We start from the raw sequence: 20,734 nt of genomic DNA on the forward strand, positions 1-20,734 counted from the left end.
ATCCGCGCCTGAAAATTAATCATCGGAGCCAAAAATGCGTAACGAAACCCGCCTCAAATTCGACGCCTATCTTGGCCGGATCGGCGAAATCCACGGCGTGAACGACACCAGCAAGAACTTCTCGGTCGACCCGAGCGTCCAGCAGCGCCTGATCGACAAGCGCCAGGAATCAATCGGCTTCCTCGGCAAAATCAACATCGTGCCGGTGCCCGAGCTGAAGGGCGAGATCATCGGCCTCTCGGTTGGCAATCCGATCGCCGGGCGCACCGACACGAGCGGCAATGGCGAGCGCACCACGACCGATCCGTCCGGCCTCGACAATCGCGGGTTCGAGTGCTTCCAGACGAACTTCGACACCCATCTGACCTATGCCAAGCTCGACATGTGGGCGAAGTTCGACGACTTCCAGCAGCGCATCGCCAATCAGATCGCCATCGCCATCGGTCTCGACAACATCCGCATCGGTTGGAACGGCGAGAGCGTCGCGGCGACGACGAACAAGGCCAATTTCCCGATGCTGCAGGACGTCAACAAGGGCTGGCTCAAGAAACTGGACGAGGAAGCGCCGGCGCAATTCATGAAGCAGGGCGCCGAAGCCAACAAGATCACTTATGGCGATGGGGGCGACTATGCCACGCTCGACGCGCTGGTCTACGACATGGTCAATTCGCTGCTGCCGCCCTGGGCGTCCGAGGATCCCGAGCTTGTCGTCATGGTCTCGCGCGACCTGCTGCACGACAAGTACTTCCCGATGATCAACGCGGCGATCGACCCGACCGAGCAGCTCGCCCGCGATGTCATCATGTCCACCAAGCGACTGGGCGGCCTGCCGGCGACGCGCATCCCGTTCATGCCCGCCGGCACGATCGCGATCACCCGCTTCGACAACCTCTCAATCTACGAGCAGGAAGGCAAGCAGCGCCGCCACATCATCGAAAATCCGAGGAAGAACCGCGTCGAGGACTTCCGCTCGTCCAACGACGCCTATGTGATCGAGGATCTCGATTTCATGTGCGCTGCCAAGAACATCCAGGCGGTCGAGGAAGACTGAGAATAACCCCCGCGAGAAGGGGGGACAGCAGCGGTTCGGGCTTTGCGCCGAGCCGATGTTGACCGGGCAACCGGTCTAACCTCCCGCTCTCGTCGCCAGTAAGGAGCATCCGCACATGGCCAAGCGCAGCTTTGCCGCCCTTCACCGTCAACGCGTCGCCGCCCAGCTGGCGGCCGAGGCGAGCCAAGCGGACGCCAGTCCCTCGGCCGAGCCGGTCAGTGTCAGTCCGCCCACGAATTTTACGGCGGGCCTGGCTATCGCGATGCCGGCCGCCAAGGGCAAGCCCAGCCTGGCCGCAGTCCACCGCCAAGCCGTCCTCGCGGCCCAGGCGGCGAACAAGGCGCCGGTGGGCCTCGCCGCCGCACGCCCGGCCGATGGCCCCGCCGCCACCGAATATGAGCTGCTGCTCGCCGCCCTCGGCACGGACATCGCAAGCCTTCGCGCGATCCAGTCGGTCGAGGCCAAGATCGCCAAAAAGGCCGAGCTGATCGACGCTTATGACGCGCATGTCGATGCAACGCTGCTCGCTGCCACGGAAACCGGTCAGGCCCTGCAGGATGAGATCGTCGCGACCATGATGATCTGGCGCCTCGACATCGGCGATTTCGCGCGCGGCCTCGATCTCGCCGAGCATGTGCTGCACTTCGATCTGGCTCTGCCGCAGAACATTGTGCGCCAGGCGCCGACGCTTATCGCGGAGGAAGTGGCAGAGGCGGCGCTCAAGGCCTGTCAGATCGACCAGTCCTTTGACCTCGATGTCGTGAATCGCACCATCGATCTCACGTCCGAGAAGGACATGCCCGATCAGGTCCGCGCCAAGCTCTACAAGGCGCGGGGCAAGCTGCTGCTGCGCGAGGCCGAGGCGGCAAAGGACAATGCAACTGCGCCGGCCGGCGCCGAGCAGCACGCCATGGCGAGCGCGCTCGCGGCCTTCCAGCGGGCGCTCGGGCTGCACGAGAATTGCGGCGTGAAAAAGGATATCGAGCGGCTGACCGCAAAGGTCCAAACCGCCAAGGATTGAGCTTGCGCCCCGGCGCCGGGGGGCGGTGAAGAACCAAGCGAGGCCACGCGCCTCCGGTTGGTTCTGATCCCCACCCCCCGCTTGATTATGGACCAAATCGAGCCATGAGCTTCGTGACTTCACCGCAGCCGCCGGCAACCCCCGATGATCATGTCATCGCCTTCGGTGAGTTCTGGCCTGCGATCGACATCAACGCCTTTCGCGATGCCATGCGCATTGGTGGCAATCTGATCCCCGACGCGCGCGTCGTCGAAGCGCTGGCCGGCGGCCTGATCATCGTCGACGACAATCTCTCCGTCTGGCGCGATTCCCAGATCGCGGCGGGGCATGAAGCGCTGGCGCATATCCCCTCGACCGAGATTACGGTTGGGGCAGGGCAGGCGGCCGTGATCGAGCCGAGACTTGTCCGTCTCTTCCGGCGCGCGGTCTATGCCTGGGCGACGGCCGATCTGATCGAAACGCACCGCGATGTCTCTGCCACGGCCAGCGGGGTGAAGGATGCCAATCAGGTCGAGCTGACGCCCGACGATCATCGCCGCAACGGCACCCACGCCATTCGCGCGATCCTCGGCACCTCGCGCACCGCCGTGGAATTGATCTGATGAGCGTGATGACAGCCCGCGCGTTGCAGGCCGAGACGCTGGACGCGCTGGTCTGGCGTGTCCTCGGCAAAGGGTCCGGCACCGTGGAGCAGGTGCTGGAAGCCAACCGGGATGTCGCCGGCGCTGGCGCATTGCTGGCCGAGGGGCAGGAAATCATCCTCCCGATCGTCATGCGCGAGTCCGCACCGGATCGCGATATCATCCAGCTTTGGGACTGAGCCATGTCGAAAGCCGATGCCCTTCGCGCCTTCATGGTCGAGCAGCTGCCCGAGCTGAAACGCAATCCCGACGCCCTGTTGATCTACCTTACCGGCGGGCGCCTGGTCGCGCGTTATCATCCCGATAATCTCGGCTTCGAGTATCGCGCCCGCCTGTCGATCGACGTGCTTGGCTTCCCCGGCGAGCCGGCGCAGTTCTTCCTGCCGCTGATCCTCTGGCTTCGCCGTCATGAGCCTGCCGCCCTGCAGAACCATGAGACCGCAGAGCAGCAGATCGCCTTCGAGGTCGATATCCTCGACAATGGCCGCGTCGATATTTCGGTTTCGCTGCCGAGCGTGGAGGCGGTCGATGTGCTGCCGCAGCCCGGCGGCGGCTACAAGATGACGCTGCGCGACGAGCCACCGGCCGACGACATGCCGCTGTCCGACCCGGCCGCGCTGCTCAAACGCATCTTCGATCAGAGCGGCGCGCTCATCGTCGGCACCCCGGCGCCCTGATGGCTGACATCGGCGCCCATGATCTGGGCGAGCTGGAGAGCTTCGCCGGCGCAATCTTGCAGTCGTTACGACCCGCCGAACGCCGCTCGCTGTTCCGCAAGGTCGCCCGCACGCTGCGAACCAGCCAGCAGCGGCGCATCGGCGCCCAGCGCAACCCCGATGGATCGCGCTTTGAAGCCCGCAAGCGGCCCAAAGACCCTGTGCCCGGCGCCTATGCCGTAAAGTTCCTGTATCCCGAGGGCGGAGGCGGCAAGCCGCGTGTCGTGCTGATGCACAGCTGGACGCGCCAAGGCCCGCTGATGACCGGCTTCGACGTGCGCGCTGGCGGGATCCGCAGCTTCGAATATGGCAAGGTCATCCGCTGGCTACCCGTGCCAGACGGGGAGCAAAACGCTGGTGCGGGCAAGATCAGGCGCCCGTCGATCCGGCAACGTGCCATGTTCCGCAAAATCCGGCGCAGCGGCCTCATGAACGCCAGCGCCAGCGCGCAGGAAGCATGGGTGAGCTTCGCCGGCCGCGTCGCGGCGGTCGCGCGCATTCACCAGCTCGGCCTGTTCGACAAGCCCTCGGCGCAGGGACCGGAGGTGAAGTATGCCATGCGCCAGCTGTTTGGGTTCGCCGCATCTGACAGGTCGGAGATCTTAGATGCAGTCACCGAACATATTCTTGATGTTGCAAATTAGCGGTGATCGACCTGCTTGCAAACAAGCACCAAGATACGACTGCTATCGAAAAGATGGGCGGCCCGACCACAGACGTGGCGAGGCGCGTTTGAGTCAGTGGAAATGCGCGCCGGTTATCGTCATCAATTGATCGGTTTGAGATGCGCGATCATGGGCAGTCCCTCGAAAAGGCACATGATTGGCGATGCTGTAAAATCATCTGAGCGGAGCAACAAATCGCTGCATCCGGCGATCTTTCCAGCCGTGCTCGATGAAAGGAGCGATGCGTCATTGCGCATCGACAATCGGAATTCCCCGAACTATCAGAAGATATGCGGTGGGCGAGGCGAGCGATACTAGTTGCGAACATTGCGATGTTCGTCCTGTTGGTACTGCTTTTGGATGCGCAGGGCGCAGCGCTCATCCGTCCTGGTGACTGGGAATATAAGGATCTCATTGCGATCCTGCTGACTGTAGTCTCGCTCATCGTGACGTTTATAGGCTTTATTGTGGCTGTCGCCGCGATCTGGGGGTTCCAGACCCTGCGCGGGATTGCAGAACAGTTGGCGGTAGAAACCTCGAAAACAGGAAGTGATAACTACTTCGGTTCGGAGAAATTTAAGGAGCAGGTCGACGCAGCCATTGCCGCCGGTATGGAAACTCGCGCGCGCGACGCGGTGCAGGACGCCTTGCGCGCTTCTATTGTAACGTCCGACTCTGCCCCGGAACATCAGATGCGAGACGAAGAATGGCGCGACTAAGCATCCCTCAGTTGCCTCCGTACGCTGCGGAAGCGATCGCGCGTCATCAGGGTGAGGCACCGGTCAAATTGGGAGCCATTGCCAACGATTTGGGTGTCAAGGTCGTCATCAGCGATTTGCCGCTCGCCGTGTCTGGCATGCTCGTGCTCGACAAAAATGACCGCAAGAGCTGGACGATCAGAGTCAATCGGCACGAACACCGTAACCGGCAACGCTTCACAATTGCTCATGAAATCGCGCATTACGTGCTGCATCGCGACGTCATTGGGAATGAACTCGTGGACGATACCTTTTACCGTAGCGGCCTATCGGAACGGCGCGAGTGGGAGGCAAATGCTCTTGCCGCCGAGATATTGATGCCTTGGCACCTCATTACTCAGATCATGCGGGAGGGTGAGCGGGATGTTGAAAAATTAGCTGAGGCTCTTCAAGTGTCGCCGGCAGCTATGAACATACGCTTGGGGGTCTTGACCTAACAATGCGAGGTCTGGGAGGGGGCGCCATTTGTTGATATCCAAATATTTCCCAAGCCTGACTATTCGTCAGAGTGAAGCGGAAGCCCTGCTTCGGTTGGCCGAGCCTATTAAGGATTCCCTTTTTCCGATTGTTCGCATTCAGGCATGGCCGCACCCGAAGAAGGGCGAAGGCGGGCCAATTGTGAGATCGACCGATCATATTGAGGCCGCGTACGGAAGTCGCCCTATCGGTATCGACCTCGCCCAGCCACTCCCTCCCTCTGATAAGATTTACAAAACCCAAGATCGCGCCGATTGGGCGGCATTAGGACGCTCAGAGGTCTCAGCGCTTCATAATCCGGCAAACGGATATCAAGCGTGGTGCTCATTTATAGCGAGTGATGAGAGACGCATTCCAGTAGTGCAGTGGACCGATGACGCTGCGACCCTCAGAAGTCAGGTTCAGCAGCTCGCCTCTCTGAACCGAGGGCTGATTTTTCGGTTTCGGCGGTCGCAAGGTTGGAACCTAACACAAGCTGCCGGCCTAACGGATTTCTTCTTAGGCCAAACTCACATCCTGATGATTTACGATTTTGAGCAGATCGGGAACCGCGACGACCTAACCTCGATTGGCATCGCCACCCAAAGCGCAATTCTTTCCTCAAACATGCAAATCTCTGGTGGGTCTCGGACCCATGTATTCATAGCCTCGAGCTTCCCGAGCGAGTTCACGTCGATCGGCGAGGAGTATGCCTGCCTCGCAATCCGAGAGCGGCAGCTCTACGAGATGTTGAAGACTAGTCCTCCTCTCGTCACGTCCGGCATTGACCTGAACTATGGCGATCATGCTGCGATATTCGCATCTGAACGTTTGCCAGCGTTTCGAGGGGTCCCACGCGTCGATTATCCAACCCCTGGCGAATGGATTTATCATCGGCGGCGGGAGGGATTCCAAGACGCAGCCCGTCGCGTGCGTGCCGACGCAAAATGGGATGACGGCAATCTCTGTTGGGGAGCGCAGCGAATTAGGGAGGCTGCTAACGGACACATGAAAGGTTTGGGCGCGCCGGGCAGATGGACGACGATCAGGATGAACATCCACATGCATGTTCAGGCGCAATTCGGGGACGCATCACTGTCGACCGACGAGCCGTGGGTCGATTAGCCGGCGAGCAACGCCCTCAATTCAGCGGGGACAGGGCCAAAGCTTTGGCCGACGTGGGTGTATACTTCGGTATCCTCGCATATTTGCCGCATACCGCCGGAGATGGGGAAAACGTTCTTGATCTCGACCGTCCTATCGGCCTGGTTCCAACGCCTGAGAATCGAAAGATCGTCAGCCTGGATCCTCCGGCGCCTTGTGGCCCGCAGCAAGGCACGGCTATTTGGTCCATATCGCTCCGCGAGGAATGCGAGGACAGCCTGTTTTTTCACGGCATCAGGCAGTTCGACTGCTTTCGCAATCGCGTCCTGGCGGTTGAGCCGGCCGATTAACTGAAAGCGAGCTTGAAGCTCAGTTACAGGAAGCATGGATAGCATCGCATCGACATGCCGATACGGGGAAGGTTCCGGTTCCCTGACGACGCGGATCGGATTCCGGCACCTGAATCCCACCATTTCATAGATTCCGACGTGAGAGCTGACCCGCGACAAGATCGTGTTAATGTGCTTTGTTGCAGCTACGACAGTAACGAAGTCCGCATGGCGGTTGTAGACTTCCAGCTGGCGATCCAAGCGGGTGAGGGTGTCGCGCTCCGTTTTTATCTCAAAACAGTGGATGTCAGTGTGGTCGCACATCACGACGTCAGCTCGCACGCTATGCTTGTCGAAAATGAGTTCGGCCGTTGCCACTGCCTTGGGGGTAAGCAACCCTGCCGAACGGAGAAAATCAAGGAGGGAGGCTTTCGCCATAGCCTCTGGTCGATTATCCGCGGCGGCTTTGCTCAAAGGTTTTTCCTCGCGATATTTCGATATTCGACAGCATTAAGGCGGGCGCCCCTTAGATCGTAGTCCACCGGCAGGCAACCCCGAAGGACTTTATGCGCCGCTTGCTACACCGTGACGTAAGGCTCGCGACGCCAAAGCTGTTACCTCGGGCGCGCTGCATTCACCATCGCTTCACAATTCCGAATGATCGCTATCACCGTCGCCAGTCGCTCCTGCACGATTTCCTGCTTCCCGTCCGCTGCAACATAGGCCGACGCCCATGGCGCGACCAAAGCAACGCCCATGCTGTCCGTAAAGGGTTTGCCTAACCAGGCGCTGTAATCCGGCGTGATAGGCACCGGGGCGGCCGCCACAGGCGCATCATAGGCTTTAGGGATGAGGTCGCCACAGCGCGCAGGCGGGATCTCCACGATGGGATGGCTTCGCACACAGCCGATCAAGCACATGATCGCGAATATCATTGACGGTTTGCGCATTGGAAATCTCCCCTTGCGTCAGCGCGATTGCGGTCTCGATGGCGCGCTCTGTTGCCGCCTGGTTGCCGATCTGATCGATGGCGGCTTGCGCCGCGTTGGCGATGGCCTCGGTCGACCGCGTCGTCTGCTGCGCCTGCGCGGCCGTCCGGTCTTTGCCGCCCGTGCATTTGGCTATAGTGAGCGTCGCCAGCACCGCGACCATCACGATCAGCGCGAGCTGCAGCAGGCGCGACCCGGCGAGGATGTCCCACGTCTTCACCAGCAGCGCGCTCACGACCGGCATTCCCTGAAATCGACATTGCCGATCCGGTTGATCGTCCAGCCCGGCATGAAGTCCTCATAGGCATTGTCGTTGGATGCCAGGCGCAGATAGTGGGCGGCTTGCTGGGCATCGAGCAGCTTCACCACCATCTCGCACGCTGCTGCCGCACCGCGCCGCCGCTGGAGGTTGCGATAGGCGGCGATCGTGCCCGGCCCGACTTGCCCGTCGACCGCGATGTTCGGATAATCAGCTCCGCGCCGGTTCAACGAGTTTAGCGCCGTCTGCAGCCATCGCGAGGGCTGCGCCGGCCCCGCGTTCACGCCACTGTCGATGATCTCTTCGGCGACCGGCCGGGACAGCTCCACCAACGGCGCGAAGCCCGGCTTTACGATGTAATCGACATGGTAGATGCGGGCCGCCTCGTCCTGCGGCAGCGCCTGCATATCGCCCTGATAGCCATGCTTGCGGGCGACCTGTTCCGTCACGCCATGGTTGGTCGCGCCCCCCGGATCGGACGGATGGGCGACAAATCCGCCCTCGATTGCGAAAATGCCGGAGATGATCGCCACGACGGCCGGCGTGCCCCAGCGGAGGGCCTGTTGCTGCCAGCTCATTTCGCCAAGCCCTTATAGGCGGCGAAGATCGCTCCCAGAGAGGCGACCAGCCCGACGATCCACTTGAACCAGCGCAGCCAGGTTTTCGCGGCGCTCCACGCTTCCACGATCTCCTTTGTGCTCTTCGTTTCCTGCTCGACGACGACCATCCGATTGGAAAGGCCTCCCATCGTTTCGCGCATACCGCGCACTTCCCCGATCAGTTGATCGAGTTTTTCAGACAGCATCGGCCCGCTCATAAACTGTTCCACCTGTGCCATTTCGGGATTTGGCGCGACTCGGTCGCGCGTGCTGTTAGCCAACCCACCATTGTGGGAGGTGATTGATGTTGAAGCTTTTTCTGGCGGCCGCTCTGGCCGTAGTTGCCATGCCTGCGCAGGCGGTCACGTTCATCAAATACACGGCGACCGGAACGGGCATTCTTTACGAGAACGCGCCCGACTGGACGCCGGCATATGTGACTGCGACCGCCTATTTTCCGACTGGCGAAATGGGATGTTGGCTGCGATTTCAGTGCACCGTCACTGACACGCAGATGACCTTTCTGGCCAACCCGCAAGAATTCGGCGGGCCGTCGATGTCGCTGACATTCTCTGACGGCGTCGCTGCGCCTCGCACCACCTCGGACGACTTTGTCAGGGGTAGCGTGACCTGGATCTACGGCCAGGCGCAACTGACGGGCCTGACAGTCGAAACAGTCGACATCGCCGATCCGTATCTCGCCTCGGGCTGGGTCTCGGTCGAGGCGCAGCGGCAAGCTGTGCCTGAGCCTTCCACATGGGCCATGATGATTGCCGGCTTTGGCTTGCTCGGTGCCTCGCTTCGTCGTCATACGGCACCGAAGTGGTTGAGCAACGCTAGGTAACGCTGTTCGTCGGCGTCATTGTTATTGAGAGGGCCGGGCAGACTGTACTGGCGCATCCCGAACCACTGCATCTGCTCGATCCAGCTATTGTAAGTGACCTTCTCGACGTCGGCGAAGTAGCACATGACGCCGCCCACTTCGTTGCGGAGCCTTCCGTTGAAGATGGCGGCTTCAGCCTTGTCCTCGGGGCTCGCAAGGACAGCGGAGACCGCTGCCTTCAAGCCTGCCTGTTGGGCACTCGGCACCTTGATAAAGGTGTTGTGGTCAAAGCCCTCGTACAGGAAGCCCATCTTGGGGCAGAGTTCGGCCGGCACGCCCTCGGCGAGCATGATGCGACGCGTGCCGTGCTTCAGGAGTTTCAGCTTGTCGACCGTTGTGGCCGCCGTGGTACGGAAGCGGCTGTGGAAGTTGGTCTTGAAGTTGGCGAAGTTCGACGTGTGCTGCTGTGCCCACGCGGTATTCGTGTAGTCTTGAGCTTCGCCGGCATAGAAAGACGGCGAGAAGTAGTCGATGCCCTGCCAGCTGTCGTTCCAGAGTAGGTAGCTTGCCACCTGGTTAGGCTGATCACCAAGGAACGTACCAAGGACGCTGGTGAAGCGGTCCCCTAGGATTTCGCGGCCGAGGTTTCCGAGCCGCATCTGCTGATAGCTCTGCTCGCGGCGAGCCGAAGTATTGATCGCGTCAAACAACCCCAACGTCTGGAAGTTGGCGTCGCTGGCCTCCCACACGTCGGTTCCCACCGGAACGGGCGACAACGCGACCACTTTTTTGACCACGGCCTGATAGTTACTCGATCCGCACAGGATGACTTCGCCGGGGTTGAAGACCCGTCGGGTCTTACCGGGCGTCACGGTGCCATTCTCGTCCTTGCCGCCGGAGATGACGCCCCCGGTGGGGTTCCAGTCTGTGTAAACCTCGAGCGTGATCGATCCGCCAGACGGCACCGCGACGCCCGGAAGGAAGCCGCGGTTGGCGCCGGCGACCGCCATCGTCCACCATTGCTTGTTGTAGGTGCTGTAATTCCAGACCTCGTTGGCGACCTCGCCGGCTGAGCGAGAATAAATGGGAGCGTGGGCGAGGAAGTATGTGAGGTCGTTGGCGACCTTGGTTTCAAGGTGGTTGGCGACCTCGTCATAGGGGAACGTCCAGAAGAGACTGCCCTTCGTCTGCTTACAAACGGAGACGCCGAATTCTTTGGAGCCCGCGAAATACGGTAGCTTGGGGTCGACAGCCTCGGCCATCGTGACCTTCATGTTACGCCACCACATGTTACCCGCGACGCCGCCGAAGTTGTCGCTATGCCAAATGGCAGCGACCTGCGGCGTCATGAGTTCAGATGGGTCGTGCTCCTCTCCCTGAGGAAGAACAGGCAGCACCGACAGTTGAAAGCCTTCTGGCGGAACCGTCACATTCGCAAAGCGCAAAGTTATGTTGGAGGCCGCTGTTGCGCTGGTCTGCGTCAGACGAGCACCTCTAGCGGTAACATTGGATACCGTTACATTCTCAGGAGTCCATGTAGTCGAGATGGTTGAATCTGCATTGGTCGTAAGGTTCCAGGCACCAAAGCGCCCACCCGGGCCGGCACCCTCCCAGATAATGGCACAGATTGAATACCCTGCAGGCGGCTGAACTGCCGGCCAACCATCGGCATTACGGTCCTCATCGGGAATGTAAGAATGCGTGCCATTTGACGTATGGATGTAGCGCCAGGAGACGACCCGCCCACGATCTTTGACGATGTCGACAGGGTTACTTGCACTTGTCGGAGAAGAATTGACGCCGAAGACATGAGGCTCGATTGCCTCAAATACCGGCATGACCGGAGCCTCGGCAAAGATGCCATCATTCGGCGCATCTACAGGGGCGATATAGGCGCCGTATGGCGGGAGCAGGTCGAACGGCATCGTGACCGAATATGCGCCGGCGGACGGAATGAAGGGGAAGGGGCCGCTCACGACACGCCCATATTCATCCACACCCCATGCGTTGTGCTGCCCGGTGTTTGTCGTCGTGCCGGTGACCACGACGGCCGGCGGGGCGGAGGCCGATGGCTCCGGGACATTCATCGAGCCGACATTGACGGCGCGATTATCCCAAGCTGAAACTTGCAGTTCGTGGATCAGGCGTTGCGGCCACGAGGGATTGGACACCCCCAATTCTGTCGTCATGGCGATGCCGACGTTTGTCCCCGGAAGCAGCGTACCTCCAGTTGCGTTCAGGTTGATGCCATTGCCGCCTGGATCGACACGAACGCCCCCCCGCGATATTTTCAGGTAAGGGGTGTCGCCGATCCAGTTCAGCTCGATCTCGAACCATGTGGCTTCCAGATTGCTTCCGCCGATGGTCGGGATGTAGCTCCACTCCATCTGATTATTGGCGCGCTTGTTGATGCCAATATTGCCCGTCGAGATGGAAACGTTCACCCAGTTGCGGTCGTCGGGAGTAGCGGCCAGCAGGAACCCGCGCTGGGATGAACTGCCGTCGTTGCCGTTAGCGGGATCAGACTTGAACTGCGGGCGGAACCGGATCTTCTGATTGACCTTACCCACATTGCGAAGAGGGAAGGTGCCTGCGGAGGATGTTCGCGTCAGCGCGACCCCGTCCGTGACGAATTGCGCAGGCGACGTCCAGCCTAGGGCACTAAGGGGCGTGCCGCTGGGCGCGTCGGCAAAGTCCAGATATTGGTTGAGGTCGGAGACGATCTTGAAAACGACCGCTGACTTCGTGGCGGGTTGGCCCTCCACTTCTGCGGTGACGCCTTCAGAAGTTGAGGCGGCGGCCAGCGTAGCGGCAGAGGTTGTCGAGAGGGTGGTGCCGCCACGGGTCTTGTAGACGTAGGTAGCGCCGGGAAACGCGCTGGCATTAGCGACTTCCCATCGGGTGTCGGCAGTGTTGTAGCGCAGGTCCACCCGGTCGATCTGGACCGCTTCCTGGACCGCCATCGTGAACGCATCAGTTCGAGATGTCGGGTTTGTGCCCGCGTTGGCGGTTGCGATCTGGAATGAAAGCGACGCCGTCTCCGCATGAGCGATAGGCGTCAATCCGGCGACGATCTTGCTACCGCTTGCAATCGCGAGGCGCCCGCCGGCGTCATCGGCCAGACTGTAACTGTTCCCTGACTGCCCGGTGATGGTCGCGATCTCGGCGCCTGGCGCCAAAGCTTCGACAACGGTGAGGGGGGACACGGTCGGGGCATCCAGCGCGGGGGTCGGCGTTGGCGTCGGCGTGGGGGTGACAGCAGTCAATGAGGCGGACCACGGCTTGCGGCACCCATCTGCTCCGAAGGCATAGCCGCCAATTTCCTGTGTTTCGTCTACCGCGATCGGGAGCGATGCCACGATCGCGCCGGTCGAGGCGCCGCCGGAGAGAACGGTAAGATTGGCCGGCCCGGTCGTCTTCGTGAAGGTGACAGGAGACAGCAGCCCCATCATCGGCAGAGTGAACACGACACCTGCTTTGGACGGCACTTTCGCCGCGAAGGGCTTGGGTGCGCGTGTCAGGTTCGCGCGCGAGCCGCCACCAAAGCCGCCCAGCATCACGCGGCCCTCTTGATCGCGATGCGCTCGCCCTTTCGGACGTAGCGCTGATCGGTCGTGCCATCGAGCCACAACTCGCCGGTGTCGGCATCGGCATCCTTTGCGATGCGCACCTGCGCGTCGCCGCCCACGATGACGATGCGGCAGAGGCACGGGCCGTCAAACGCCTCGGTCTCGGCCTGCTCGCCGTCTGCAAGGTCAAGGGCGATCCCGTCGCCGTCCTGATGGCCAAGCACCGACAGCGCCTGGCCGGAAGAAAGCCGCTGCCAGTTCAGCGAATTGGTGCTGTAACGGGTGATATAGGCCTTCGCCATTGATGCACGCCCCTATGAGATCGGTCTGCAGCAACCTTCGGTCGGGCGGGGCGCGGGCGCCATTTGGGCCGATTGTGAGAACGGTCCTCACAAGAGCGCGCGGGTGCAAAGATGTGAGCGCTGGGCATTGCTCCGACCATGACGGACGCGACCTTCTCAGCCATCGACCTATCGCGCCTGCCGGCGCCCGCCGTGGTCGAGCAGCTCAGCTATGAGGCGATCTTTGGCGCGATGACCGCCTCGCTACTGGCCGTGATGCCCGACTTCGACGCCAGCCTTGAGAGCGACCCGGCGGTGAAGATCCTGCAGATCGCGGCCTATCGCGAATTGCTGATCCGCCAGCATGTCAACGACGCTGCCCGCGCGGTCATGGTAGCCTATGCCAAGGGATCGGACCTCGATCATCTCGGCGCCCTGTTTGGGGTTCCGCGACTGGAGCTGGTGCCGGCGGATCCCGAGGCGGACACGCCGGCCGTGATGGAAGGCGATGAGGATTTCCGCCGGCGCATCATCCTCGCGCCTGAGGCGATGTCGGTGGCCGGGCCGAGCGGTGCGTACATCGCCCATGCGCTAAGCGCTGATGGGGATGTTCTTGACGCCTCGGCCGCGTCGCCGGCCCCCGCCAAAGTGACGGTCTATGTGCTCTCGCGCGTCGGCGATGGCACGGCGGCGCCCGAGCTGCTCGCGGCCGTCACTGCGGCGCTTTCCGATGAGACGGTGCGGCCGGTGGCCGACCGCCTGACCGTGCAATCGGCAAGCATCGTCCAATATGCCGTGCAGGCGACGATCAAGACTTATGCGGGGCCGGACCCTGTTGTCGTGTTGGCCCAGGCGCAGGCCCGGGCCGAGGCCTATGTGCAATCCCACAAGCGCCTCGGCTTCGATGTGACGCGCTCGGGCCTGTTCGCGGCCCTCCATGTGGCGGGGGTCCAGAATGTCGTGCTGGTCGAGCCGGCGGCCGATATCGTCATTGACCCAAGCGAGGCCGCGCATTGCACCGGAATCGCGCTCACCAATGGCGGCACGGACGAATGAGCCTGCTGCCACCCAATGCCTCGGCGCTGGAGCTGGGCCTCGAAGCGGCGGTGACAGGGCAGGCCTTGCCGGTGCCGCTGCGCGCGCTCTGGTCGCCGCAGAGCTGCCCGGAAGCGCTGCTGCCATGGCTCGCCTGGGCGCTCTCGGTCGATGAATGGGATGCGAGCTGGCCGGTCTCCGTGCGGCGGCAGGTGATCGCCAGCGCGATTGCCGTGCATCGGCGTAAAGGCACGCTCGCGGCCGTGCGCGCCGCCGTCGCGGCGCTGGGTGGTTCCATTTCCATCCGCGAATGGTGGGAAACCGAGCCGATGGGTGAGCCGGGCACATTCTCGCTCATCCTCGCCCTGTCCGAGGTCAACGGCGCGGCGCCAGGCGCGGCCTATGTCGATGCCACGATCAGGCAGGTCGAGCGCGCCAAGCCGCTGAGCCGACCCTTCGATTTCACGCTCGCCATCGCCGCCGCCGGCGCGATCGGCATCGCCCCCTATGCCCGCGCCGTGGTGTCCGCCCGGCTCGACATGGCGGCCTAAGGAGACCTGCAGCATGGCGCTTACGCTCACCGTCACCAACGCCGGCCGCGACGCAGTCGTCAATGCAGAAGGCACCGGCACGGCGCCCCTCACGATCACGCAAGTCGGCCTGTCCGCGACCGCGGTCGCGGCGGTACCGACAGCGACGGCGCTGGCCGGCGAGTTCAAGCGGGTCGCGGCGGCGGGCGGGGGAACGGTGGCGCCCGATACGATCCACCTGATCGCGCGGGACGATAGCACCGACGCCTTCACCATGCGCAGCTTTGCGCTCTATCTCGCCGATGGCACGCTCTTCGCGCTCTACGGCCAGGCAGGCGCGATCGTGGAGAAAACGGCCAGCTCCATCGCCTTGCTCCAGTGCGATATCAAATTCGCCGATATCGCGGCCGCTAGCCTCACCTTCGGCGATCTGGAGTTCGTCAACCCGCCCGCATCCGAGACGGTGAAAGGCGTTGCCGAGATCGCCACGCAAGCCGAGACGGATGCCGGCGCGGACGATCAGCGCTTCGTCACGCCCAAAAAGCTCATGGTGGGCCTAGCGACATGGGCAGCAGTCACCTTGGGCGATGTCTGGCGGGCCAGCAATGACGGCTCCGGCTCGGGCCTCGATGCCGATTTGCTCGATGGTCAGCACGGGAGCTATTACGGGAATATACCCGCGCGCCTGGGCTACACGCCCGCGAACAAGGCCGGCGATACCTTCACCGGCGCCGTGGCCGCGCCGTCGATCGAGATAAACAGTGGCGATCTGTTTCTCAGCCGCACCAATGGGAGCACTGCCCAGATCCTGCGGCCCAATCTTGCGGGCTACAAGAGCCTGAAAATCGGCGTCTCGGGCGGCGGCAATCTCGACACGCTCGAACTGGCGAGCCTGTCCGTGACGATCCGGGGCAATATGGTCTGGCATGCGGGCAACGATGGCGCCGGCTCGGGCCTCGATGCGGATCTGCTCGATGGTCAGGACAGCAACTATTTCACCAACATCGTTGCGCGCCTTGGCTACACGCCGCTCAATGCCTCGCTCTACACGGCGGCCGATATCCTCGCCAAGCTCGCCACTGTGGACGGGTCCGGCTCCGGCCTCGATGCCGATCTGCTGGACGGGATCAATTCGAGCGGCTTCCTGCGCGCCAACGCGGGCGCATGGGTCTATTCAACGGATGGCGTCGCGCGCTTCTACTTCTCAGAGATCACCTATATCGGCGGCGGCGCGCAGGGCTGGGCGTTCCAGTATGGCGGCGTAAATCGGGTCACGATCTCTAGCGGCGGCCATATCTGGGCAGAATGGTCCATCGAGTCGAAGGGCAATATCCAGGCAAGTGATGGTAGCGGCTTTAGCCGCCTGGCCGGAAACGGGGATATCACCGCCTCCCGAGCCGGCGGCGTCGAAGGCGTGGTCTGGTTCGGCAACGGCGGCAACCGATATCTGCATTACAGCGGATCGACCTACAATCTCGTGAACGCGCCACTCTATGTGAATGGCGGCTATGTCTGGACGTCGACCAACGATGGCGCGGGGTCCGGCCTCGATGCTGACACGCTCGATGGCAAGCATGCGAACGCCTTTCTTGAAGTGACCGCGAGCTACATCGTCGAGAATGGCGGCTATCGCGTGACAGCGGACGGCCTCAAGGAGACGTGGGGTTTCATCACGATCGGGCCGGACAGCATCGGCACCTACAACTTGCCGGTCGGACATTCGAGCTGGGTGAACCCCGTCATTTCGGCATACTGGCCTGCTAACCAAACGGTCAGCCAGCACGCCACCGACTGGTATCAGACCCTCTACAATGGCGCCGGCCAACCCTACGCGATCCAGTTCTGGAACGCGGACGATCGCTACGTCCGCGTCCACGTCCAGACCAAGGGCGTCTGACCCCGAATTTCGAAAGGAAGACCTCATGAAGATCAGCATTGGCGCCTTCAACGCCGACACCAACGAAGTGCCCGTGACCCTGACGATCGACGGCGCAAAATATCAGCGCAATGTCCGCGCGGTGCTGAAGGATGACGGCAGCTACGACCGCGCTGCGACCAAGAACCGCGTCGAGGAAGTCGCTCGGGGCTATCCGGCCAAGATTGCTGCCGGGGTGGTTTCGCCGACATAACCTGCGGGCTTTCCGCTCACCGGTAGCCTTGCGCGCGTCGCTTCTCGTCCATGCTAGGCTTTATCCGTTTCGACCAAAGCGCCGACCCGCTGGCATTGATCAGCTACCTGCAAGGTCGCGACACTGCTTCCTGCTCAAGCCGCGATGCAGCAGCCTATTCCTCGTCGAGATTGAGCTTCCGACCTTTCCGAGCGGGATTGACTGGGAGTGCTTCCCCGCCACTTGCGAATTGGCTTCTCGGCACTTGGCTGGAGGCGGCACCGAGACCTAGGAGGGCGTGGGAGCCTGAGTCGAACCCTGCCGAGGTAAATGTTTGATTTGGTTCCGCCGCCCGCAATATGCGTTGCAACTTATTATTTGAATTTGCCAGAATACGCGCAGCGGCTTCTACTAGGATTTGGGGCTGCGGCTCCGCATTATGAACGACTTTGTTTCGGACATCCAATGCCGCGCTAATCTCCCGGGCTAACTCGCTTGGAATGAGTTCATGGCTCTCCAGTGTAGAAAGAATGGATCGCGGCGAGCGACTGTTAAATTCAATATTCTTTTCTTCCAGAACTTTCCGGCCGATCGCTTCAAATCGCGACCATTCCTTAATGAGGTCGAGATCAAGCGATGCCGTTTGAAAATTGTCCACCCGGAGATCGCTCAAGCGCCGCCTGATGATTAGGAGAGAATATGACATAGCGGAAACGGTGACGCCTGATCCTGCCATAATGAGCGCGATACGCTGATCTTCGGTCAGGGTTATTTTCAGGAAGCTGAACCCGAAATATGCGAGTGCCAGTACTGCAGCAAGCAGCCCGATAACAGCGTAAAGCCGAAGGATCACGTCGAGTTTGATAAAGCGAACTTCGCGCGCTCGCGCTTCAAGCTGGATGCTGTCCAATTGATCCATCGTTTCAGCATCTGGAATTGGACCAACCATGACTTATTCCTTCATGATCGAGACGGTCGTCGTGATGATCGCGACTGCAATCACCATGATGAAAAGCACAAGGTAAAATGTGTCCTGCATCTTGTCCTTGTCTACCATGATGCCGACCAACAACGTAGTCGCGGTCGACACGATACGCAGGACTTTGTGGCTGAGTGGGGTTTTTTTCCCGCCCAAAGAGCGGCGCTGTATGAGGGCCGCATTCGCAACCATTCCTTTTGTGATTTCGACAGGCCCGGTGCCAGCGTTCTGTGAAGACTCCAAACGGTTTGCCTCCGCGATGACGTGCTTGATGAAGTCCTCGCCAGCCTTTTTTACGCCATCCTTGGCCGGGTCGCTGAACCCCACCAAATCTGTGTCTTCAACCCTTATGTCGATTGGCATTAATCCCCCGCCGCCAAGACTGAGATGGTTTCCAATAGAGGTAATGCATGGAAGCGATCGTTAACGCAACGCTCGTAACGGGGTAGCAATCCTAGTTTTCTGGACTATGCATGTACAAATGGGGGAAGCGATGGACGTTGACGACACGCACCTGATCTTGAGGATCGAGACAAGCACGCCTGTTGAATTGAACGATTTCGTTTCCGCGTTTGTCGGCTTTGGCAGTCAATTTGAACGATTTCATGATCGCGAGTATCCCGAAGAGACCGGTGGCGCTGGCTTTTACGTCCGTGAAGTGCGCGCAGGCTCCATCGTAGCCGAACTGGTACCTTACATCGGTATGACTGCTTTCCCAGTTCTCGGTGCGGTTATGACTGGCGTAAAGCACGCCAACGAACTCAAGAAATTCGTCGAAAACTACCGGGCGGCCATCACCAAGTATTTCAGACGAGGTGGCCGTGAGCCGAAAGCATCTAAAGGTGATTTGAACGACTTTCATAAGACCGTTCGGGCCGTTGCGCACGATGCGAACGCCAATCTTTCCCTCGCGGTGTTTGAGAACGGTGAGCAGCGAATTGCCTTCGAGTTCGACACCGTCCAGGCGAGGGAAGCGGAACACAATATTCTTGAACATAGGCAGGAATTGGAGCGAACCACCGCCGCAGACCATGAAAAGGTTCTCATGGTTTTCACTAAGACTGGCGTCGCTCACGCGAAGACAGGAAAGCGCTCCGGCGAGATGGTACAGATTGAGGCCATATATCCCCGTGCGCTCCCTATCGTGTATGCGTCTGCGCTTGCGGAGGAGCGCATACGCCATGAGATCGCCGAAGCCGACGAAAACGTCTATAAAAAGGCGTTCGACGTGGACGTAAACGTCGAATTGCGGGGCGGGAAGCCGATTGCATACCGCCTCGTAGCAATTCACGACGTAATTGACCTGCCAGCAGAGGATTATCCGTAGTGATGTCACTTCTCCTGATGTTTGCAGCAGCAGCGCATCCAACGGACAACTATGTTAGCATGTCTTCCGTCACGGGAGCGCAAATCGCGCAAATGTGCGCGGCAGACCAACCCAACAATGGAAGGGTCACATTTGATCCTTGCAACTCGTATATTCTTGGTGTCGCTGACATCCTCCAACTCCGGCGCGCAACCTGTCGTCCGCCGTCCGATGCCGCAACGCTACAAACGGTCGTGATTGCCCGACGTTATATCAAAGATCATCCTGAAAAATGGGGCAGTCACCCAGCCTTCATGATCGGCGATGCCTTGTTGCAGGCGTTTCCCTGCAGAAAGTGATTAGTGGCTGCAGCATCGCGGCCAAAAATCAGGTTGCCACGCAACAGATTTGCGTCCCGGATACGGCGTGCATTTCAACGTGAGCGGATGACCGGTACTAACACCGGGGGACCAACATTATGGCGATCCATAGTGACTGGGAAAGATTGCCTGCCATATATGCCGTCAGATCGGCATTCGTCGTCTCCGCTTCCTGCTCTCTTGTGAGAACCGATGCCACAAGCCCTTGAGGTGGTTTGGCGACCGCCGACGGTGGATGCATTCTGCCATGGCGCAGACCGAAGACATGCCCGGCCTCCTTGGCGACTTGATCCGCATTGGCGTGGTCGAGACTGTCGATCTTGCCGGCGCCACGCTCACGGCGAAGCTCGGTGATATCGTCTCGCCGGCCGTGCCCTGGCTTGAGCTGGCCGGCGGCTTCCGCACCTGGTGCCCGCCCACGGTCGGCGAGCAGATCCTTCTGCTGTGCACCGAGGGAGATATCGCCCATGGCGTCGCCCTGCGTGGCCTCTACTCCAACGCCTTTCCGGCGCCGGCCAGCGATGGCCGCGCGCGGATCCTCATGCCGGACGGCTCGAAGATCGATTATGATCCCGAGGGCCATGTGCTGGCCATCACGCTCGCCGGCGGCAAGCTCACCATCAACGCACCCGAAGGCGTCGAGATCACTGGGAACGTGACCGTCACAGGCAAGGTCGACGTGAGCGAGACGGTCGCGGCGAGCGATGATGTGATCGGTGGGGGCAAGAGCCTCAAGGGTCACAAGCATAGCGGCGTACAGGCCGGCAGCGCGCTCTCTGGAGTACCCGCATGAGCGGTATGGAGCGGGCCACCGGCAAGCGCATCGATGGCGCCGAGCATATCGCGCAGTCGATCCGGGACATCCTGACCACGCCCATATCCACGCGCGTCATGCGGCGCGACTATGGCTCGCGGCTGTTCGAGCTGATCGATGCGCCGCTGAATGCCGTCACGCGCCAGCTCATCGCAGCGGCAAGCGCGGGGGCCATCGCCCGCTGGGAACCGCGCGTGAAGCTCTCCCGCATCGTCGTCGGTGGCGGCGACGCTGCCGGCAAGCTGACCCTCCTGATCGAGGGCACCCGGCTCGACCTCCCCGGCGGCGCGCCGCTCAATCTCTCCATCGCGTTCTAGGAAA

Annotated in this window: 26 protein-coding genes; 18 read left to right on the forward strand and 8 right to left on the reverse strand. The window is 61.0% G+C overall.

Annotated features, from left to right (window positions below; all coding sequences use genetic code 11):
• Nucleotides 1-34 precede the first annotated feature (34 nt).
• From M2336_RS09370 to M2336_RS09410, 9 genes are all read left to right on the forward strand, one after another.
• Nucleotides 35-1,051, forward strand: a complete 1,017-nt coding sequence (locus M2336_RS09370; protein WP_264592905.1) for a phage major capsid protein, P2 family — start codon at nt 35-37, stop codon at nt 1,049-1,051.
• Nucleotides 1,052-1,166: 115 nt separating this feature from the next.
• Nucleotides 1,167-2,072 (forward strand): phage terminase small subunit, encoded by a 906-nt coding sequence (gpM, locus tag M2336_RS09375; protein ID WP_264592906.1) that lies wholly within the window; start codon nt 1,167-1,169, stop codon nt 2,070-2,072.
• A 104-nt stretch (nt 2,073-2,176) separates the two neighbouring features.
• Nucleotides 2,177-2,674, forward strand: a complete 498-nt coding sequence (locus tag M2336_RS09380; protein WP_264592907.1) for a head completion/stabilization protein — start codon at nt 2,177-2,179, stop codon at nt 2,672-2,674.
• Nucleotides 2,674-2,892 (forward strand): tail protein X, encoded by a 219-nt coding sequence (locus tag M2336_RS09385; RefSeq protein WP_264592908.1) that lies wholly within the window; start codon nt 2,674-2,676, stop codon nt 2,890-2,892. The genes M2336_RS09380 and M2336_RS09385 overlap by 1 nt, the downstream gene beginning before the upstream one ends.
• A 3-nt stretch (nt 2,893-2,895) precedes the next feature.
• A complete protein-coding gene (locus M2336_RS09390) occupies nt 2,896-3,390 on the forward strand; it encodes a phage tail protein (protein WP_264592909.1) in 495 nt (164 codons plus the stop codon).
• Nucleotides 3,390-4,073, forward strand: coding sequence for a phage virion morphogenesis protein (locus tag M2336_RS09395; protein WP_264592910.1), 684 nt, complete (start codon nt 3,390-3,392; stop codon nt 4,071-4,073). The genes M2336_RS09390 and M2336_RS09395 overlap by 1 nt, the downstream gene beginning before the upstream one ends.
• A 353-nt stretch (nt 4,074-4,426) precedes the next feature.
• Entirely contained in the window at nt 4,427-4,813 is a 387-nt protein-coding gene (locus M2336_RS09400; protein ID WP_264592911.1) for a hypothetical protein, read from the forward strand.
• Nucleotides 4,801-5,289 (forward strand): ImmA/IrrE family metallo-endopeptidase, encoded by a 489-nt coding sequence (locus tag M2336_RS09405; protein ID WP_264592912.1) that lies wholly within the window; start codon nt 4,801-4,803, stop codon nt 5,287-5,289. Before M2336_RS09400 ends, M2336_RS09405 begins: the two co-directional genes overlap by 13 nt.
• A 28-nt stretch (nt 5,290-5,317) precedes the next feature.
• The gene (locus M2336_RS09410; RefSeq protein WP_264592913.1) at nt 5,318-6,433 is read left to right on the forward strand and encodes a beta family protein; all 1,116 of its coding nucleotides are present in this window, start codon (nt 5,318-5,320) and stop codon (nt 6,431-6,433) included.
• Here the strand turns inward: M2336_RS09410 and M2336_RS09415 are convergent.
• The 4 genes from M2336_RS09415 to M2336_RS09430 form a co-directional block, all read right to left on the reverse strand.
• Entirely contained in the window at nt 6,430-7,215 is a 786-nt protein-coding gene (locus tag M2336_RS09415) for a sce7726 family protein (RefSeq protein WP_264592914.1), read from the reverse strand. The two genes, M2336_RS09410 and M2336_RS09415, sit on opposite strands and share 4 nt — an antisense overlap.
• Before the next feature lie 369 nt (nt 7,216-7,584).
• Entirely contained in the window at nt 7,585-7,965 is a 381-nt protein-coding gene (locus M2336_RS09420; protein WP_264592915.1) for a hypothetical protein, read from the reverse strand.
• Complete coding sequence (locus tag M2336_RS09425) at nt 7,962-8,567, reverse strand: glycoside hydrolase family 108 protein (RefSeq protein WP_264592916.1); 606 nt, start codon at nt 8,565-8,567, stop codon at nt 7,962-7,964. Before M2336_RS09425 ends, M2336_RS09420 begins: the two co-directional genes overlap by 4 nt.
• On the reverse strand, nt 8,564-8,827 hold the full coding sequence (locus M2336_RS09430; protein WP_264592917.1) for a hypothetical protein: 264 nt from the start codon (nt 8,825-8,827) through the stop codon (nt 8,564-8,566). The genes M2336_RS09425 and M2336_RS09430 overlap by 4 nt, the downstream gene beginning before the upstream one ends.
• Before the next feature lie 65 nt (nt 8,828-8,892).
• Here M2336_RS09430 and M2336_RS09435 point away from each other — a divergent pair, with 65 nt between their 5' ends.
• Entirely contained in the window at nt 8,893-9,432 is a 540-nt protein-coding gene (locus tag M2336_RS09435) for a PEPxxWA-CTERM sorting domain-containing protein (protein WP_264592918.1), read from the forward strand.
• Here M2336_RS09435 and M2336_RS09440 read toward each other — a convergent pair.
• Both M2336_RS09440 and M2336_RS09445 read right to left on the reverse strand, forming a co-directional pair.
• Nucleotides 9,396-12,968 carry a hypothetical protein gene (locus M2336_RS09440; RefSeq protein WP_264592919.1) on the reverse strand — a complete coding sequence of 1,191 codons (3,573 nt, stop codon included), beginning with the start codon at nt 12,966-12,968 and terminating at the stop codon, nt 9,396-9,398. The genes M2336_RS09435 and M2336_RS09440 overlap by 37 nt on opposite strands.
• On the reverse strand, nt 12,968-13,282 hold the full coding sequence (locus tag M2336_RS09445; RefSeq protein ID WP_181559069.1) for a hypothetical protein: 315 nt from the start codon (nt 13,280-13,282) through the stop codon (nt 12,968-12,970). Before M2336_RS09445 ends, M2336_RS09440 begins: the two co-directional genes overlap by 1 nt.
• Nucleotides 13,283-13,420: 138 nt before the next feature.
• On the opposite strand from M2336_RS09445, the gene M2336_RS09450 reads away from it, so the two are divergent.
• Genes M2336_RS09450 through M2336_RS09465 form a run of 4 tightly spaced genes read left to right on the forward strand, consistent with a single transcriptional unit; the run spans nt 13,421 to nt 16,955 of the window.
• A complete protein-coding gene (locus M2336_RS09450) occupies nt 13,421-14,317 on the forward strand; it encodes a baseplate J/gp47 family protein (protein ID WP_264592920.1) in 897 nt (298 codons plus the stop codon).
• The gene (locus M2336_RS09455) at nt 14,314-14,847 is read left to right on the forward strand and encodes a phage tail protein I (RefSeq protein ID WP_181559071.1); all 534 of its coding nucleotides are present in this window, start codon (nt 14,314-14,316) and stop codon (nt 14,845-14,847) included. The genes M2336_RS09450 and M2336_RS09455 overlap by 4 nt, the downstream gene beginning before the upstream one ends.
• A 13-nt stretch (nt 14,848-14,860) precedes the next feature.
• Complete coding sequence (locus tag M2336_RS09460; RefSeq protein WP_264592921.1) at nt 14,861-16,723, forward strand: hypothetical protein; 1,863 nt, start codon at nt 14,861-14,863, stop codon at nt 16,721-16,723.
• Between the two features lie 25 nt (nt 16,724-16,748).
• Entirely contained in the window at nt 16,749-16,955 is a 207-nt protein-coding gene (locus tag M2336_RS09465) for a hypothetical protein (RefSeq protein WP_264592922.1), read from the forward strand.
• 154 nt (nt 16,956-17,109) lie between these two features.
• On the opposite strand, the gene M2336_RS09470 is transcribed toward M2336_RS09465, so the two are convergent.
• Both M2336_RS09470 and M2336_RS09475 read right to left on the reverse strand, forming a co-directional pair.
• Nucleotides 17,110-17,883 carry a hypothetical protein gene (locus M2336_RS09470; RefSeq protein ID WP_264592923.1) on the reverse strand — a complete coding sequence of 258 codons (774 nt, stop codon included), beginning with the start codon at nt 17,881-17,883 and terminating at the stop codon, nt 17,110-17,112.
• Nucleotides 17,884-17,886: 3 nt separating this feature from the next.
• Nucleotides 17,887-18,240 (reverse strand): hypothetical protein, encoded by a 354-nt coding sequence (locus tag M2336_RS09475; RefSeq protein ID WP_264592924.1) that lies wholly within the window; start codon nt 18,238-18,240, stop codon nt 17,887-17,889.
• Nucleotides 18,241-18,406: 166 nt separating this feature from the next.
• On the opposite strand from M2336_RS09475, the gene M2336_RS09480 reads away from it, so the two are divergent.
• The 4 genes from M2336_RS09480 to M2336_RS09495 all read left to right on the forward strand — a co-directional run bounded on the left by M2336_RS09480 (nt 18,407) and on the right by M2336_RS09495 (nt 20,730).
• Complete coding sequence (locus M2336_RS09480) at nt 18,407-19,240, forward strand: hypothetical protein (RefSeq protein ID WP_264592925.1); 834 nt, start codon at nt 18,407-18,409, stop codon at nt 19,238-19,240.
• A gap of 2 nt (nt 19,241-19,242) precedes the next feature.
• Complete coding sequence (locus tag M2336_RS09485) at nt 19,243-19,578, forward strand: Rap1a/Tai family immunity protein (protein ID WP_264592926.1); 336 nt, start codon at nt 19,243-19,245, stop codon at nt 19,576-19,578.
• Nucleotides 19,579-19,846: 268 nt separating this feature from the next.
• Entirely contained in the window at nt 19,847-20,392 is a 546-nt protein-coding gene (locus M2336_RS09490) for a phage baseplate assembly protein V (protein WP_264592927.1), read from the forward strand.
• Complete coding sequence (locus tag M2336_RS09495; RefSeq protein ID WP_264592928.1) at nt 20,389-20,730, forward strand: GPW/gp25 family protein; 342 nt, start codon at nt 20,389-20,391, stop codon at nt 20,728-20,730. The genes M2336_RS09490 and M2336_RS09495 overlap by 4 nt, the downstream gene beginning before the upstream one ends.
• Nucleotides 20,731-20,734 lie beyond the last annotated feature (4 nt).

The organism is Sphingobium sp. B1D7B (assembly GCF_025961965.1).
Taxonomy (GTDB): Bacteria; Pseudomonadota; Alphaproteobacteria; order Sphingomonadales; family Sphingomonadaceae; genus Sphingobium.

Coding starts and splice junctions, on each gene's coding strand:
- M2336_RS09370 (WP_264592905.1), top strand. CDS start 35: ATGCGTAACGAAACCCGCCTCAAATTCGACGCCTATCTTGGCCGGATC.
- gpM (WP_264592906.1), top strand. CDS start 1,167: ATGGCCAAGCGCAGCTTTGCCGCCCTTCACCGTCAACGCGTCGCCGCC.
- M2336_RS09380 (WP_264592907.1), top strand. CDS start 2,177: ATGAGCTTCGTGACTTCACCGCAGCCGCCGGCAACCCCCGATGATCAT.
- M2336_RS09385 (WP_264592908.1), top strand. CDS start 2,674: ATGAGCGTGATGACAGCCCGCGCGTTGCAGGCCGAGACGCTGGACGCG.
- M2336_RS09390 (WP_264592909.1), top strand. CDS start 2,896: ATGTCGAAAGCCGATGCCCTTCGCGCCTTCATGGTCGAGCAGCTGCCC.
- M2336_RS09395 (WP_264592910.1), top strand. CDS start 3,390: ATGGCTGACATCGGCGCCCATGATCTGGGCGAGCTGGAGAGCTTCGCC.
- M2336_RS09400 (WP_264592911.1), top strand. CDS start 4,427: ATGTTCGTCCTGTTGGTACTGCTTTTGGATGCGCAGGGCGCAGCGCTC.
- M2336_RS09405 (WP_264592912.1), top strand. CDS start 4,801: ATGGCGCGACTAAGCATCCCTCAGTTGCCTCCGTACGCTGCGGAAGCG.
- M2336_RS09425 (WP_264592916.1), bottom strand. CDS start 8,567: ATGAGCTGGCAGCAACAGGCCCTCCGCTGGGGCACGCCGGCCGTCGTG.
- M2336_RS09430 (WP_264592917.1), bottom strand. CDS start 8,827: ATGGCACAGGTGGAACAGTTTATGAGCGGGCCGATGCTGTCTGAAAAA.
- M2336_RS09435 (WP_264592918.1), top strand. CDS start 8,893: ATGTTGAAGCTTTTTCTGGCGGCCGCTCTGGCCGTAGTTGCCATGCCT.
- M2336_RS09440 (WP_264592919.1), bottom strand. CDS start 12,968: ATGCTGGGCGGCTTTGGTGGCGGCTCGCGCGCGAACCTGACACGCGCA.
- M2336_RS09445 (WP_181559069.1), bottom strand. CDS start 13,282: ATGGCGAAGGCCTATATCACCCGTTACAGCACCAATTCGCTGAACTGG.
- M2336_RS09450 (WP_264592920.1), top strand. CDS start 13,421: ATGACGGACGCGACCTTCTCAGCCATCGACCTATCGCGCCTGCCGGCG.
- M2336_RS09455 (WP_181559071.1), top strand. CDS start 14,314: ATGAGCCTGCTGCCACCCAATGCCTCGGCGCTGGAGCTGGGCCTCGAA.
- M2336_RS09460 (WP_264592921.1), top strand. CDS start 14,861: ATGGCGCTTACGCTCACCGTCACCAACGCCGGCCGCGACGCAGTCGTC.
- M2336_RS09465 (WP_264592922.1), top strand. CDS start 16,749: ATGAAGATCAGCATTGGCGCCTTCAACGCCGACACCAACGAAGTGCCC.
- M2336_RS09470 (WP_264592923.1), bottom strand. CDS start 17,883: ATGGTTGGTCCAATTCCAGATGCTGAAACGATGGATCAATTGGACAGC.
- M2336_RS09480 (WP_264592925.1), top strand. CDS start 18,407: ATGGACGTTGACGACACGCACCTGATCTTGAGGATCGAGACAAGCACG.
- M2336_RS09485 (WP_264592926.1), top strand. CDS start 19,243: ATGTCACTTCTCCTGATGTTTGCAGCAGCAGCGCATCCAACGGACAAC.
- M2336_RS09490 (WP_264592927.1), top strand. CDS start 19,847: ATGGCGCAGACCGAAGACATGCCCGGCCTCCTTGGCGACTTGATCCGC.
- M2336_RS09495 (WP_264592928.1), top strand. CDS start 20,389: ATGAGCGGTATGGAGCGGGCCACCGGCAAGCGCATCGATGGCGCCGAG.